Below are 13,635 nucleotides of genomic sequence, written 5' to 3'. Positions count from 1 at the left end.
AGCGCGTGGTGTTGAAGCTCAAGCCGCCACAGCCAGCCATGACAGCCAGGCACCTGCCGCGCCCCTCCTGGGAAGGCGGCTGGGGGAGGCGTGTACCCCACAGTGGCTGCGCGGCCTCTCCACCGGCTTGGCACACAGCCCACATGTCCCCCTCTGCGCTCGTCCTCGGCCCTCCTCGGCCCCTCTGCACCAGCCCTCCCCCTCAACACGGCCTCTATCCTGCCTATACGCGAGACGGGCCATGTGTTGGGCGTTGGCCAGCCCGTGGGCGGAGATGACGGCCGCCGCCGTGAGCAGTTCCAGATGATGCTCGGTGAAGGCGTGGCCCGAGGCGGTGTCGAAGTAGAGCAGGCCCAACGGCCCCTGGCGGCCCGGCAGCGGCGCGCACAGCACCGAGCGTACGGCGGCCTCGTGCAGGCTCTCGGCCTCGCGCAACCCGCCGTCCGTCACCACGTCCGTGTACAGGCACCCCACCTTGCCTTCCAGGACGCGGCTCACCAGCGTGGTGCTGACGGGAAAGGACGTGCCGCGGACTTCGCGCCGATCGTGGGAGGCGGCGGCCACGGTCTCCCGGGTCCCCGGCTCGCACAGCAGGACGCTGCCGCGCTCCGCTGGCAGCACGGCCAGGAGCAGCTCGAGGATGCGCGCCGCCAGATGTTCCACCTGCTGGAGCTCGTGCACCGCGGTGCTCAACTCGAGCAGGGCCTGGAGGTCCGAGGCGATGAGGCCGGGGCCCGGGCCCACCGCCTCGGCCAGTGCCGCCCGGAGCCGCCGCGGCTGGAGGTACAGCACGTCCTCGGGCCGTCGCTGCACGGTGCTCCACGAGGCGGCGTCCGGGGGGGCGGCCACCGTCCCGGTGGCGGGGGCCGGCACGTCGTCACAGAGGAAGAGGAAGGAGCTGTCTCCCACCTGGACGACATCGGTGTGCTCCAGCCGCCGCTCACGCGTGGGCACTCCATTGACGAAGGTGCCGTGGCGGCTGTCGAGATCTCGCAGCAAGCAATGCTCGCCCGTGGTGCGCAGCTCGCAGTGGCGGCGCGACACCACGGGGGCGGTGAGCCGCACCTGGCAGTCAGACTGGCGGCCGAGGACGAGGGGCTCGAGCCCGAACTCCCAGGTGGAGCCCCGGAGCGATCCACTCAGCGCGATGAGACGAGGGGTCAACCGTCACACTCCTTGGCGACGGAGGCGAACCATAGCCCAGGAGCCCGCGCGCCGCCGTCCCTCCGCTCGGCGCTCGTTCCGCACGAACCGCGCCTGCCGACAGGATGGGGGCCGTGTTGGGGGAGGGGGAGGGGAAAGGAGGGGGCGAGGACGGCGGCTGAGGGGGGAGCTCCCCCTCGGGCGATGCGTCGCTGGCCGACCGCGTCACAAACACTCGGACGCGGGGGCCAGGTAGTCGAGGGTGTAGCTACTCTCCGGCAGGGTCCGGGCGGAGGCCCGGAACATCGGCGTGGGGGGGTTGAAGAACGTCGCGCCGGTAAAGGCGGCGTGCGGGGCCGGAGTCTTGGGCGTGTAGTTCGTTCCCAGGTCGGAGTGCATCCAGAGATAGATGCCGTTGTCCCGGTGGCGCGAGGTGAGCCGCACCACCTTGGAGCCGGCGGCCGTCGCCGTGTGATTCCAGACCAGGTTGCCAGGCGGCCAGAACGCGTGACTGGCCTGGGTGGCGCGGGTCGGCGTGCCCGTGGCGCAGACCGGCCGCAACGTGAAGGTGAAGGACTTCTCGAACTTCAGCTCGACGCGGACCACCGACATGGGCGGCACCGTCACCGTGAAGGGATTGTTCGAGGTGAGCAGCTCACTGGGGACGGGCTTATCCAACGGCGGGTCGTAGGTGAAGGCCTCCTGGGTGTAGTCCGTGCCCTTCAGGGTGACCACCGACTTGCGCCGCATGCCCGCGACCTCCACGTTCTGGAAGCCCACGGACGCGCTCGCCGCCGAGGCATTGTGGCGGTTGATGAGGAAGACATAGAGCGAGCTCATGTCGGCATTCCATCCGGCATGCGCGGTGAGGAAGTTCACGGGCGCGTTGCTCGGCAGGCATTTGAGGCCCGTGCAGCTCGCCATGCCCGGAGGCAGGGTCCAGTTCGCGGCGGGCGCGCTCACCGTGGTGGGTAGCATCGTGCCGCCCGCCAGGACGCTGGTGTGCTTGAAGGCGGCGCCCTGGGGATTGAGGACCGCCGTCGCGCCCGCCCCCGTCGAGATGCCACAGCCCCCCGGCGCGAACGCATGGTAGTTGGACGAACCCACGCCCGCCCGCGCCATCCGCAGGTACGAATCCGCGACCATCAGCCCATGCTCGACGGTGGAGACGGCATCCAGGGGAGGCCGCCAATTCTTGTCCTCATAGAGCTCCACGTCGTCCACGTAGAGGTCCACGCCGGAGGGGTCACGCGTCCAGTCGCCGCCTGGCTTGAAGATTCTCAGCACCAGTTGGAGCTGGCTCGTGTCCGAGAAGGTCGTGCCCGCGACAGACACCCCCTGCCACACCCCTGGCTGGATGGCCGTCATCTGGCCCGCCCCGATTTCCCTCCACTGATTCGAGGGACTCGGGTTGGTCTGCTGGAGGACGAGCCACGCATACACCGGCTTCGATGTCTTGAAGTAGGCCGTCGCCACCACCCTGCGGCTCGCGGGAACCGCCGCGACCTGCTGGACCTGGACCGTGTCGTAGGTGCTTCCCGCGGCGGTCGACTTCGAGGTCAGCGAGATGTGCAACGCGCGGGTGTCAGTGTGATGCTCGGTGGTCACGATGCCCCACGAGGCGCCCGTGTCGGCGTGGTTCTTCCAGAACGACCAATTGGCGGCGCCACTCTCGAACGACCCATTCAGGACTCTGACGTTCGTGGTGTCGCGACCGCCGGTCTCCCAGCACTTCATGTTCCATTCGGTGAGCGCGAGCGACGACCCCGCGTAGTCCGTGGCGCGCTTGCTGATGATGGTGGACAGGCCCAGCTCGGGCCAGAAGGCGCCCATCCCCTTGAACACCGAGGCACTGTTGTCCGCCAACGGTGAGTAGCCGGCGTAGCTGTAGACGTGGTCCGTGACGCCGTTGAAGCAGGGCAGCCCCTGGCAACTCCGGTCCGCGAGCAGGCGCTTCACCATCGCGGTCCACGCGATATCCACGTCCGTTTGGGCATCTCCGTTCATGTTGTTGCCCGTGGTGGGATGCCCCACCAGCAGGATCCGGACGCCTGGGTCCAGCGCCTTCAGCTCCCGCGCGAACGTGAGCGCGACGCTCGCGTACGCGTCCGGCGGCCAGCCTTTCATGCCTGCGTTGTTGGGGTCGAAGCTCCCCCACGGCTCATTGCCCAGCTCGAACGTGCGAAGGACGCTCCCATGGCGGCGGAGCAGCTCGCGGGCATCATCCAGTAGCTTGGCCGTCTTCTGCGCCTCCGTGAGGGAGCGATCCGGGTACCTGGGAAGCCACCCACAGGGATTGCCGTACCCGCGCGTCTCCACGTTGAGCTGGAAGACGGGCTCCGCGCCAAGCTCGGCCGCGATGGCCAGGAAGTCCGTCACTGGCATCACAGGGAAGTTCTTCTCCTGCCCTCCGATGATGAAGGACATCTTGTTCGCCCGCCAGTCATAGCCATCGCCATGACAGCCGCCGGGGAAGCGGATCTGCTGGATGCCCATGCTCGCCAGCGCATCCCTGCCCTTGTTCGGGTCTTCGCCAAAGATCTGGTAGAACTCGGCCTTCGTCGTCCTCGTCGAACCAATCAGGTTCATTCCCCAGATGGGGCGGGAGACATATCGGGCCCCCGTCCCCTGGACGGTGACGGTCGCGGGGTAGTTCGCGGGGATTGTCGGGAACCGCGCCTCCGAGGTCATGGACGCGAGCGGCACGTCCTCGCCCAGAGCTTCACTTCCGGGCTCCCCTTCGCAGCCAACGAGACTGGTCGCGAGCAGCCCTGCCCAAATCCATTTCACGTGGAACCCCTTCCTGAGGTGGCCAATCCTGGCAGTTTCAGGAATAATGATCTATTCCAGATATTTTAGGCAATGCCGCCACAGCAGACCACAGTCCTCCACATCCGCGCTCCTGTGCGCCGGGCCGGTGGAGGGGGTGTCGCTCTCTTGGGGCACATGCCGGCCCAAGTGGCCCACACAGCGGAGGGCGGCAAGGAAAAAGGACGCGCGGGAATTGAACCAGGTCGCGCTGTGACCGGCCAACGCCTGGGTGGTCACGGCGGTCATGTGGGCAACCACGTCGATCTGGCGTCATCCACCCCGCAGAAAGTCCAGCACCGCCTCGCTCTGGTCGGGAATGAAGTGCGGCGCCTCGGGCAGATATCGCATGGTCAGACGGGTGACGTTCTCCTCGAGGCGGTCCCGTGTCCGTGGCGCATCGATGAAGACATCCTTGCCGCCGAGGATCGCCATGACTGGCATGACCAACCGTCGTAGCTGCTCGGTGGTGGGCTGCGGCAACGGTGACGTGCGTGGTTTGAAATGGGCGAAGATCGTTTCGGTCAATGCCCCCATGGGGCTGTTCGTGAACGAAGCCGCCGTCAATGTTGCCCCGCCGATCCGCTCCTGCATCTTCCTTCGCCCCCAGCTGCCCAGCAGCAATAGCGGCAAGGCCCAGACGAGGATGTTCCGGTTCCGGCCGATCCCGCCAGGGCTGAGCAGCACGAGCTTCTCCACCCGCTCCGACCTGCGAATGGCATAGTCCAGCGCCACCCAGCCGCCCAGCGAAAGCCCCACGAACGATGCCGAGGAGAGGCCAAGCCCCTCCATCACGTCGTCCAGCCACTCCGCATAGGCTTCCGACGCGAGAGGCGGGCGCGACGGTGCGCTCAGCCCCGGCTCACCGATGAGGTCGACCGCGAACACGTTGAAGGATTGGCTCCAGAGCGGCACATCGGCCACCCAGCTCGCCGAATTCGACGCCGAGCCATGCAGCAGAACCAGGGCAGGCTTGTCTTGCGAACCGCTGGCGAGCACGAAGGTCTCACCCTGCCGGGTCGGCAGGCGCAGGTGCCGGTTGTGAACGGGCCACTGGTCGAGCATGGCCTGATAGCAGGTCTTCACCGCCTGCTCGCCCTGCGGCGTTTTGAAAAGGGTGGTCATCTATTTACTCCTCCAGACAAGCGTCGACGAGCTTGAACAGCATGGCGAGATCTCCAGGCGACCCCACCGCGATCACCTTGGCCGCGCGGCGGATTGGATCATGCGCGATGTCGATGGACATCGGCTCGGCCTGTGGATCGTGGCCTTGCCGCGCTCCGAGCAGGATCGCCGAAAGACGTCGCAACAGTTCCTGATCCACGTCCTGGACATCGACAATCCCCGTCGCGCGGGCCCGCGGCGACACATTGCGCGTCGGCGCCCCCGCCAAGGCGTCGAGATCGGACCGCAGAATTCGGTATTGCTTGCCGACCTTGGTGGCCCGCAGCCTGCCTTCGCGGATGAAGCGCAGGACCGTTTTCACGTGCAGGCTCAGCGCTTCTGCGGCGGCCTCGACCGTCAAAAGCTCTTCCGGCATCTCTATCTGCTCCTTGTTGCTCCCTATTGCTCCTTGTTTAGGTACTATAGGGAACAATGGAGAGTCAAGAGGGCGCCTCCATCCCGCCACTACGACTTGGGGAATTCATGAGTCATGCGCCCCACTCAAGCGCTCTGGGCTCGCATCCAGTCGGAGTGAGCATCGAGGTGCTACCCTGCCCGCGCTGCGCGTGAGGTTTCCCCATGCATTTTGAGTCCACCGTCCCTTCCCGGTTCTTCGTCCTGAGCGAGGGAGACAACACGTCTCGGTATGATGTCGAAGCCGAGAAGGTGGAACCCATCAATAGAGGAGATGCCCCCCGTTGCTCGCGGTGTGGTGAATTCGTGGGGATGCTGACGTGGTTGCCCCCCCTACCGCGTCGATCTGATTCTACACGGAGAGGACCATGGCGATTGCATCAGGATCTCCGGCGATGACCTCCTCATCTCCGAGCGGTTCGCGAATGCCTTCCGCCAGGATGGTCTCACCGGGCTCTCGGGGTTTCATCCCGTCGAGGTGCGGCGCGTACGCAGGGAGGTCAAGGGCCCCAGGCCGCCCCATATTCCTCGCTACGTCATCGCCACGGTCTGTGCGGGTCGTGCCGCCGTGGACGTGTCCCGCAGCCAAGTCCTCTACATCAAGCCCCCCGTCTGCGAGGAATGCCGCTACGAAGGCTATGACGCCGTGAAGGGATTCACCCTGGAGCCCGAAACGTGGCGCGGAGAAGACATCTTCGTCCCTCGGGGATTACAGGGGTTGCTCGTCGTCTCCGAGCGGTTCGCGCGGTTCGTCATCCGCCATGGTTTCACCCCATCGCGGCTGACCCCCACCGAGGAATTCGTCTGGAACCCGCTCGGCCGTGAGTCTTGATGAAGGCCGCATCGCCTCTTCTGCTGCCCGAGAAGGCGCCCGGACACACCCTCCGTCTATGTCAACCACCGGTCTGCGGGCGCGCTCCGTCGCCGCCCCCCCGGGACAAAGCGATTGACGGCCCCTGGGAGCCGGGGGATGCGTGGGGACATGGACAACGACGCGGCCGTATGCGCTGGTGACGGACGCGAGCCACGAATAGGAGCCCCTCCGCCATGACGAGCCCTTCCTCCACCGAGCGCTTCACGGATCGCGTCGCGGACTACGTGCGCTTCCGGCCCGATTACCCGGCGGCGCTCGTCGACTTCCTGCACGGGCCGTGCGCCGTTGCCCCCACGGCCCCGGTGGCGGACATCGGCGCGGGCACCGGCATCTCCACCCGGATGTTGCTCGACGCCGGGCACCCGGTGGTCGCCGTCGAGCCCAACGCCGCGATGCGCGCCGCCGCGGACGCCTGGCTGGGCGGCCTTCCCGGCTACCGGAGCGTCGCCGGCACCGCCGAGGCCACGACCCTGGAGTCGGGCAGCGTGGGGCTGGTGACGGCCGCGCAGGCCTTCCATTGGTTCGATCAGGACAAGACCCGTCAGGAGTTCGCCCGCGTCCTCGCGCCCGGGGGCCAGGTGGCGCTCTTCTGGAACAGCCGGTTGCTGGAGGGCTCGGCCTTCCTACGCGACTACGAGGCCCTGCTGCGGCACTACTGCCCGGACTACGCCACCGTGGCCGAGCGCTACCCGAGCGACGAGGAGATGGCCACGTGGTTCCGCGGCGGACTGCGCCACCAGGCGCGGATCCCCCATTCCCAGCGGCTCGACTACGAGGCCCTGCGCGGGCGGCACCTGTCCTCGTCCTTCGTCCCGAAGGAGGGCCACCCGATCCACGCGCCGATGATGGAGGCCTTGCGCGAACTCTTCGAGCGCGACAGCGAGGGCGGCCAGGTGGTGTTCGCCTACGACACGCGCATCTTCGTGGGCACGGTGGGGTGAGCGCATGGCCAGCATGTTGCTGGCTGCCTGCGCGGGAGTCCCTGGGCGTGGTGCTCCGGAGCGCTACGCCCAGTCCTTCGACTCGGCGACGAGCGCGTGTCGGCAGAACCCGGCGCTCCGTGCGCAAGTGGCTGGGGAGGAAACCGTGGTCTTCGTAGGGGCCATGCGCGCGAATGCTTCGCTGCACCGTCCGCGCGCACGCCCGGGCCGCTGGCCCGTCACCGGCCGACTGCTCACTCGAGACATCCCTCCGCCCAAGCCCGAGAAGCTCGCCCAGGACAAGAAACTCCCCTGGCTGTCCATGAACCGCACTCTGTATGGAAAGCCGACGCGGGTGCAGTACAAGGAACTGGTGGCGCGCTGGTCACATCCCGCTGGAAGGACATTGGACGGGCTCAGGAGGAACTCATGCTGAAGAAGTTGATCGGGGCGTTGGTGCTCGCGCTCGCGGGCTGTGCTGGGAGCCCGACAGTGCTCAACCAGGCCCAAGCAGTGCCCGTCGTGTTACCTGCGCCCCCACCATCCTTTCCTCAGCCACGTTACACCCCCGCGGGGGCCGGGGCGTCTCCGCTTGGCATGCCCTTGCAAGCGCCAGAGTCTCAGGTGGAGCGTTCGCCGAACAAGCGCGTGTTGCCGGTGGACCCAACAGACCCAGCTCCAGGGCTTTGGGCGGCGGACGAAGTGAGGAACTCGACGACAAAGTACCCCACTGTCGCGGACGTCGAACTGCCGTTGCCTGCTTCAGACGACAGCAATCTTGAAGCGCCCTTCTGTGCGCACAACATCAACCAGCTCTTGAAGAGCGAAGGCCAGATGAGGCCACTCATGGAACTCTCATTCGACGACCGGAGGTGCGTCATCGCACGGCTCTATACATACTGTTGGAACAAAGCGCTGACCACGGCCACGTCTACTCCGCGACGGGGCCGCATCGAGGGTGCAATGGACGAAATACAAAACTTCCTGGCATACGCATGTCGAAACACACGCCCGGGCAAGCGCAGTCCCGAGAAGATTTGGAACGCCGTCACAAGCGTCTGGGACATCGCGAACAAGGGGAAGAAACGATGAGCCAGACATGGGATGACTATTGCCTCGAGTGCGTCGAAGAGGCCCGGGAATATGCAACCAACAATGGCACGACGATTCAGACGGCCATGTTGCACATTCTGTCTTTGCTCATACCCAGGGCGATGGCACGGTTTCCCGACCTCGACCTGCGCGTGGCACTCCACGAGCTGGCATGGTGGGCCGCCAGGGCCGACAACGGCGCTCTTGGGAAGTCAGGCTGAGAAAGCCCAGCTACACCAGCACGTGCTTCGCGGGTGACGGTGGCGGCACAGCATCCGGCCCCCGCCAGTAGGGCTGAATCCAGATGAGCTTGCGCTCGGCCAGCCCGGGCCCGTGTGCCTGGCGCTTCCAATGGTCTTGCACCAGCGTTCGTACCTGCACCGGGGCTCCCTGTCCCTCCGAGTCCTCCAGGAGCGGCACATCCGGCCCCAGGACGATCCGCCGCTGCCTGTCCATGCGCAGGCACCTGCCGCGCACCTCATGGGAAGGCGGCCTGGGCCGACGTGTCTCCCAAGGGGCTGCGCGGCCTCTCCACCAGCCTGGCTTACTGCTCGGGCGGCCCCGTCTGCGGCCCTCCTCGGCCCCTCTGCACCAGCCCTCCCCCTCTACATCGCCTCTATCCCTCCTATGCTGGATTTCGATGGAAATGTCTGGGCTTGGGGGAGCAATTCGTCTGGCGAGTTGGGTGATGGTTCTACGATTGTTCGCGCGATGCCTGTGCGAGTGAATGGTCTTTCTGGTGTTGTGGTTTTGACTGCTGGGTTTGCTCACTCTCTGACTCAGCGCTCCGATGGCTCTGTCTGGGCTTGGGGGGATATAGCAAGTAGCTCGCCTGTCAGATGTGGTTTTTAGCGAGCTGCCAGGATGCCGCCTGTCACGAGGCTGCGTCCCGGCTCCGCCTCCGCCTAAAGAGGGAAGGGGAGGAGGGGGCGATCCGCCTCTCTGTGTACTCGGCTACATGCCGAGTCCCCCCACTGCGTGGCTGAGCATGTTCATTGCTGGCCTGCGGAGGGCTGCCACCCGCGAGAGCGGGCCAGTTGCTGCAGCGCCTCGTCCACGACCCCAGAGAGGGAGGCCTTGTCGCGAGCATGCTCCTGGGCCTCCCGCAGGAGGTAGGCGAGGGCCTCGAGGCCAAGGGCCGTCAGGGTGGTAGGATGAACCCGGCCGTCTGCCGAGAGGCCACCGTCCGCTCCTCCTGATGGCGCGCCATCGGCACGTGTGCCCGTGGGCTCTCCCATGCGCGTCGCCATGCGCTGTCCTCGAATCCTGGAAATCATGTCCCAGGAGCGTGTACCCAAACGCGTTTTTCACTCCACTTCGGGCCCCAGCCGCACTAGGAGCGCACCTGCTGTTCCACCCCACATGAGGAGTGCTGAATGTTTCGACTGAGTGCCCTTGCGATCTTCCTGGCGGTCACCACGGGCTGTGCCACTGGCGGTCGGGCGTACATGGACGCGGGTCTCTCCAACCGCGCGGAGCCCGCCTCCGTGTGGAACCGTCCTCAGGAGGTGGGGTTCGACTGGGGCGCGGAGATCACGGGCGCGGCGACCTATCAGTGCGTGGTCCTCTTCATCTGCTGGGGCGCCGAGGACGGCGGCGCGCTGGAGGGCGTGGGCACGCTCATCGGCACCATCACGGGCCGGGGCGGCGCGGTGACGGATCCGCTTGTGCGGGCGGCGGCGGCCAACGCGGTGAAGAGCACGCCGAAGACGGATGGCATCTATGTCGTGGCCCACGAGACAGATTCCCTCAACATCCTCATCTACAAGAAGCGCACGGCCACGGTGCGCGGCAAGGCGATCACCGTGAAGACCCTGGGGGAGGTCAGCCAGGATCGCGCCGATCGCAATCGCAACATGAACGCGCTGGGCGGCGGCCTGGTGAACGTCGGCCAGGATGCCTTGAAGTAGGGCCCCCAGGCGACGCACGCCGCCGCCGGAACGGCGACGGCGACACCCAGGGCCGTGTGTCCTTCTGCCACAGCTTCGACGTGGGCTCGGTGCGCATGACCGAGCGCTACGTGACGTCGGATCCACTGACCGCCGAGGACCGGGCCCGCGTGGAGGCCCACCTGCGCGAGACGTTCTCCGCCTTGCCCCCCTGCCCTCCGGGCGCCCGACTCGTGGGCATGTCCGGTTGTGTTGGGGCCTGCTCGCGCACCGTTTCGGAGCACTCTTCGTGAGCGCTCACCGGGCCTCGTCGTGCTCGGTCAGAAGGGGCGCACGACGAGCCCGGCGGGTTCTTCACTTCACACGCATGGCGGGTGGCTCATGGCGTGTAGATGACGGAACTGGTGAGGCCTTGAACTGACCAGTACCCTCCCGTGACCAGCACCTTGCCATTGGGGAGCAGGGTCGCCGTGTGGGCGTACCGGCTCTCGGGCATGCTCGTGGTATAGGCGGAGAGACCCGTCGATGGATCGAAAAGCTCCGAAAGGATGGAGGTGCTGCTGGATCCTCCCGTCACGAGCAGCTTGCCAGAGTTGAGCCTCGTCACCGCATGGTAGCTGCGAGTCTGGAGCAGGTTGCCAACGGGCGTCTGGGTGTAAAGCACCGGGTCGTACAACGAGAGGCCACTACCCGAGGCCAGGAGCACCCGTCCACTGGCCAGGAGCTGGGCGTAGCTCCAGGAGTCCGTGAAGCCGGTTGCGATCGTCCAGGAGTCGAGCGACGGATCGTAGCGCTCGACGGCTGGTGTTCCTCCACCCAGGACCAACACGTTGCCGGTGGATTGCAGGAAGGCGAAATGGCCGAAGCGGCTACTGCTATTCATGGTCGACACCGGGAGCCAGCTATTCGTCGCCGGGTCATAGAGTTCCGGAATGTCTCCGCCGTACGAGGAGGCAGCGCCTCCGATGACCAGAACCTTGCCGTTGGGGAGCCGCGTCGCCGTGTGGCTGTAGCGCGCGAAGGTCATCGGCGCCGCCGAAGACCAGGTGTTCTTGGCCGGATCGTAGATTTCCACCGAGTTGAGGCCGACAGGGTAGCCATCTCTACTGCCGTTGCCCCCGATGACCAGCACCTTGCCAGAGGGCAGCAGTGTCACTGAATGAAGGGCACGTGCCTGGGCCATGTTCCTCGCGGAAGACCAACTCCCCGTGGCCGGGTCGTAGAGCTCCGCCGAGGCCAGGGGATAGGTATTGTTATATCCGCCAATGACCAACACCTTGCCGGAAGGCAGCAAGGTCGCCGATTGGAAATACCGGCCGGCGAGCAGGTGACCGGTGGGCGTCCACAGAGCGACCGTTCCAGGTGTCGACGGATCGGTGCCGCCGTCCCCGTTGCCCGTGCCGCCGTCCCCGTTGCCCGTGCCACCGTCCCCGTTGCCCGTGCCGCAGTCCGTGCCGCTCACCACCGGAACGTAGAAGGTGTGCGAGGCGGTGAACCCCCGGGTGTTGGTCACGGTAACGGTGATGCTCGGCGGACCACCCACGGGCGAGCACGTGGGGGCCGTCCAAACGACCTCGCTCGAGGAAAGGCTGTTCACACGCGCGCCCAGCGCTCCGCTGCTCGCGGCCCACGAGAAAGAGAGCGCGCTCCCATCACCGTCCTCGGCCACCACGCGCAACACGACGGACCCCCCGCCCGACACGGAGCTGGCGGACTGGTGGGTAAGGACGATGCGCGGAGGAAAGCTCACCACGGGGCCGTTGCCCACGCAGAGGCGCAAGGTGCCCGGCGTGCGGCCACCCGCGGAATCCGTGACGATGACGGTGACGGGGCAGTTGCCGCAGGGCTCCCCCGCGGGCGCGGCGCTCGGAGTGAACTGGGCGGTGGCCAGATTCGAGTCCGTCCACGTGCCTGGGCAGGTGGAACTCCAGGCGTAGGACAAGGAGTGAGCCTCGGCATCCACCGCGGTCACCGTGAGGGTGGCCGTGCCGCCCACTGCCACGGGTGAGTGCGACGTGGTGATGCGCTGCACGGTGGGCGAGCTGTTGAAGCTCACGCGTACCTCGGCGTTGCCATAACCCGGGCCCGGAGTCGTGTTGATGACGGTGATCACCACACTGATGGAGGACGATGCGCCGCGGGAGTCCGTGACGGTCAGCGTCACGGTGATGTCGCCCGCCGTCGCGGGGGCCGTCCACGTGGTGGACGTGGAGGAGCTGGCGCTGAAGCTACCGGCGGTGGCGCTCCAGGAGTAGGTGAGCGTGTCGGTGGGATCCGGGTCGTGGGCGGTGGCGATCAGGCTCACGCTGCCTCCTGGAAGCACCTGGCTGGCCGAGGCAATGAGTGAGTCGATGCAGGGCGCCGTGTTGTCGAACACGTCTCCGGTGGAAGCCACCGTCTGGAGGGTGAGGGCCACCACCTGTGTCGAGCCCTCCGTGATGGGGACTCCCATGGCCTCTCCCCGGAAGCGCAGCACGCCGGTCGCGTCGAAGGCTTCGGCGGTGAAGGTCCGGTTGGGACCCGCGGGGATGCGGTACATGGTCCCGCTCCAGGTCCCCTCCATCCGGGTGAGCGAGAGGGATCTGGCGGCGAGGTCGGGCGCGGTGAGGGTGACCACGACCCGCGTGACATTGTCACCGGTGAGGGCCTGTGGAACGGAATTCACGAATTGCACGTCGCCCGTGGGCTCCTGCGACTCGGGATTCTGGGTACACCCCATGGCGGCCAATAGGAGGCAGCTCACGAGCCAGAGCATCCTCTGGTTCAGATGGCGTTTCATTGACAGTCCTGTGTCTGGATGGAAATGAACCATGCCGCGTCGGCGCGGATGGCGGGCGGAGCGTAGGGGCTCCTTTCGATGAAGCAAGTAACGGACCTGGGAAGACGGGCCGCCGGTTGTCGGCGGATACCTGGCTCCCTCAAGCAGGTGCGGAGGAGGCGAGCGCGAGGCTTGAGGTAGCGGCCAGGAAGGAGCCGATGAAGGAGAAGACGCCGCGAGTGGACCAGGCAGAGATGCTCAAGAGGACGTTCGACTTCGACGTGTTCGTCTGCGTGAGGTGTGGAGGCAGGCGTCGGGTGCTGGCGGACGTGAAGGGAGGGGGTGGAGTGCGAGCGATTCTGGAGCACCTGGGCCTGGCCACGGCAGGTGCGGGGCTGGCCCCGGCGCGAGGGCCCCCACAACCCCCGTGGTGTTGAGGCTCAAGCCGCCCCAGCCAGGAGAGTCAGTCCCCTGCCTCGCACCTCATGCGAAGGCGGCCTGGGCCGACGTGTCTCCCAAGGGGCTGCGCGGCTTCTCCACCAGCCTGGCTTACTGCTCGGGCGGCCCCATCAG

The 13,635-nt window shown here is 66.6% G+C and carries 14 protein-coding genes and 1 pseudogene; 9 read left to right on the top strand and 6 right to left on the bottom strand.

Features of this window, described 5'->3' with window-relative positions:
* Positions 1-18 precede the first annotated feature (18 nt).
* The 4 genes from CYFUS_RS05165 to CYFUS_RS05145 all read right to left on the bottom strand — a co-directional run bounded on the left by CYFUS_RS05165 (position 19) and on the right by CYFUS_RS05145 (position 5,491).
* The gene (locus tag CYFUS_RS05165; protein ID WP_095984213.1) at positions 19-1,164 is read right to left on the bottom strand and encodes an FHA domain-containing protein; all 1,146 of its coding nucleotides are present in this window, start codon (positions 1,162-1,164) and stop codon (positions 19-21) included.
* A 204-nt stretch (positions 1,165-1,368) separates the two neighbouring features.
* Complete coding sequence (locus CYFUS_RS05160) at positions 1,369-3,834, bottom strand: hypothetical protein (RefSeq protein ID WP_157758251.1); 2,466 nt, start codon at positions 3,832-3,834, stop codon at positions 1,369-1,371.
* Positions 3,835-4,224: 390 nt separating this feature from the next.
* The gene (locus CYFUS_RS05150; RefSeq protein ID WP_095984210.1) at positions 4,225-5,076 is read right to left on the bottom strand and encodes an alpha/beta fold hydrolase; all 852 of its coding nucleotides are present in this window, start codon (positions 5,074-5,076) and stop codon (positions 4,225-4,227) included.
* 4 nt (positions 5,077-5,080) lie between these two features.
* Complete coding sequence (locus CYFUS_RS05145; protein ID WP_095984209.1) at positions 5,081-5,491, bottom strand: helix-turn-helix domain-containing protein; 411 nt, start codon at positions 5,489-5,491, stop codon at positions 5,081-5,083.
* 612 nt (positions 5,492-6,103) lie between these two features.
* Between CYFUS_RS05145 and CYFUS_RS05140 the strand changes: the two genes are divergently transcribed.
* The 5 genes from CYFUS_RS05140 (at position 6,104) to CYFUS_RS05130 (ending at position 8,636) form a co-directional block, all read left to right on the top strand.
* The gene (locus CYFUS_RS05140; protein WP_232537380.1) at positions 6,104-6,361 is read left to right on the top strand and encodes a hypothetical protein; all 258 of its coding nucleotides are present in this window, start codon (positions 6,104-6,106) and stop codon (positions 6,359-6,361) included.
* 215 nt (positions 6,362-6,576) lie between these two features.
* Positions 6,577-7,344 (top strand): class I SAM-dependent methyltransferase, encoded by a 768-nt coding sequence (locus CYFUS_RS05135; protein WP_095984208.1) that lies wholly within the window; start codon positions 6,577-6,579, stop codon positions 7,342-7,344.
* Between the two features lie 163 nt (positions 7,345-7,507).
* Positions 7,508-7,759: a hypothetical protein gene (locus CYFUS_RS50330; RefSeq protein WP_157758250.1), complete on the top strand. Its 252-nt coding sequence runs from the start codon at positions 7,508-7,510 to the stop codon at positions 7,757-7,759.
* Complete coding sequence (locus CYFUS_RS50325; RefSeq protein WP_157758249.1) at positions 7,753-8,415, top strand: hypothetical protein; 663 nt, start codon at positions 7,753-7,755, stop codon at positions 8,413-8,415. Before CYFUS_RS50330 ends, CYFUS_RS50325 begins: the two co-directional genes overlap by 7 nt.
* Positions 8,412-8,636 (top strand): hypothetical protein, encoded by a 225-nt coding sequence (locus tag CYFUS_RS05130; RefSeq protein ID WP_095984207.1) that lies wholly within the window; start codon positions 8,412-8,414, stop codon positions 8,634-8,636. The genes CYFUS_RS50325 and CYFUS_RS05130 overlap by 4 nt, the downstream gene beginning before the upstream one ends.
* Before the next feature lie 10 nt (positions 8,637-8,646).
* Here CYFUS_RS05130 and CYFUS_RS51580 read toward each other — a convergent pair whose 3' ends face one another.
* Complete coding sequence (locus CYFUS_RS51580; protein ID WP_095984206.1) at positions 8,647-8,871, bottom strand: hypothetical protein; 225 nt, start codon at positions 8,869-8,871, stop codon at positions 8,647-8,649.
* 183 nt (positions 8,872-9,054) lie between these two features.
* Between CYFUS_RS51580 and CYFUS_RS54465 the strand changes: the two are divergent.
* The 3 genes and pseudogenes from CYFUS_RS54465 to CYFUS_RS05105 all read left to right on the top strand — a co-directional run.
* Positions 9,055-9,267: pseudogene (locus CYFUS_RS54465) on the top strand (hypothetical protein); the annotation flags it as partial.
* Positions 9,268-9,791: 524 nt separating this feature from the next.
* Entirely contained in the window at positions 9,792-10,325 is a 534-nt protein-coding gene (locus CYFUS_RS05110; protein ID WP_095984204.1) for a hypothetical protein, read from the top strand.
* Between the two features lie 56 nt (positions 10,326-10,381).
* Positions 10,382-10,597, top strand: a complete 216-nt coding sequence (locus CYFUS_RS05105) for a hypothetical protein (RefSeq protein WP_232537379.1) — start codon at positions 10,382-10,384, stop codon at positions 10,595-10,597.
* 86 nt (positions 10,598-10,683) lie between these two features.
* Here the strand turns inward: CYFUS_RS05105 and CYFUS_RS05100 are convergent, their stop codons facing one another.
* Entirely contained in the window at positions 10,684-13,083 is a 2,400-nt protein-coding gene (locus CYFUS_RS05100) for a Kelch repeat-containing protein (RefSeq protein WP_157758247.1), read from the bottom strand.
* A 197-nt stretch (positions 13,084-13,280) separates the two neighbouring features.
* On the opposite strand from CYFUS_RS05100, the gene CYFUS_RS51575 reads away from it, so the two are divergent.
* A complete protein-coding gene (locus CYFUS_RS51575; RefSeq protein WP_198316461.1) occupies positions 13,281-13,499 on the top strand; it encodes an ATP-dependent helicase HrpA in 219 nt (72 codons plus the stop codon).
* Positions 13,500-13,635 lie beyond the last annotated feature (136 nt).

The organism is Cystobacter fuscus (assembly GCF_002305875.1).
Classification (GTDB): Bacteria; Myxococcota; Myxococcia; order Myxococcales; family Myxococcaceae; genus Cystobacter; species Cystobacter fuscus_A.
The sequence above is the reverse complement of the archived record's forward strand: the minus strand, read 5'-3'. Positions and strand labels throughout refer to the sequence as shown.

What these genes read in the sequence shown, in the direction of transcription:
- CYFUS_RS05145 (WP_095984209.1), bottom strand. Translation starts at nt 5,491, where the DNA reads ATGCCGGAAGAGCTTTTGACGGTCGAGGCCGCCGCAGAAGCGCTGAGC.
- CYFUS_RS05100 (WP_157758247.1), bottom strand. Translation starts at nt 13,083, where the DNA reads ATGAAACGCCATCTGAACCAGAGGATGCTCTGGCTCGTGAGCTGCCTC.
- CYFUS_RS05160 (WP_157758251.1), bottom strand. Translation starts at nt 3,834, where the DNA reads ATGACCTCGGAGGCGCGGTTCCCGACAATCCCCGCGAACTACCCCGCG.
- CYFUS_RS05150 (WP_095984210.1), bottom strand. Translation starts at nt 5,076, where the DNA reads ATGACCACCCTTTTCAAAACGCCGCAGGGCGAGCAGGCGGTGAAGACC.
- CYFUS_RS51575 (WP_198316461.1), top strand. Translation starts at nt 13,281, where the DNA reads ATGAAGGAGAAGACGCCGCGAGTGGACCAGGCAGAGATGCTCAAGAGG.
- CYFUS_RS05110 (WP_095984204.1), top strand. Translation starts at nt 9,792, where the DNA reads ATGTTTCGACTGAGTGCCCTTGCGATCTTCCTGGCGGTCACCACGGGC.
- CYFUS_RS05130 (WP_095984207.1), top strand. Translation starts at nt 8,412, where the DNA reads ATGAGCCAGACATGGGATGACTATTGCCTCGAGTGCGTCGAAGAGGCC.
- CYFUS_RS50330 (WP_157758250.1), top strand. Translation starts at nt 7,508, where the DNA reads ATGCGCGCGAATGCTTCGCTGCACCGTCCGCGCGCACGCCCGGGCCGC.
- CYFUS_RS50325 (WP_157758249.1), top strand. Translation starts at nt 7,753, where the DNA reads ATGCTGAAGAAGTTGATCGGGGCGTTGGTGCTCGCGCTCGCGGGCTGT.
- CYFUS_RS51580 (WP_095984206.1), bottom strand. Translation starts at nt 8,871, where the DNA reads ATGGACAGGCAGCGGCGGATCGTCCTGGGGCCGGATGTGCCGCTCCTG.
- CYFUS_RS05135 (WP_095984208.1), top strand. Translation starts at nt 6,577, where the DNA reads ATGACGAGCCCTTCCTCCACCGAGCGCTTCACGGATCGCGTCGCGGAC.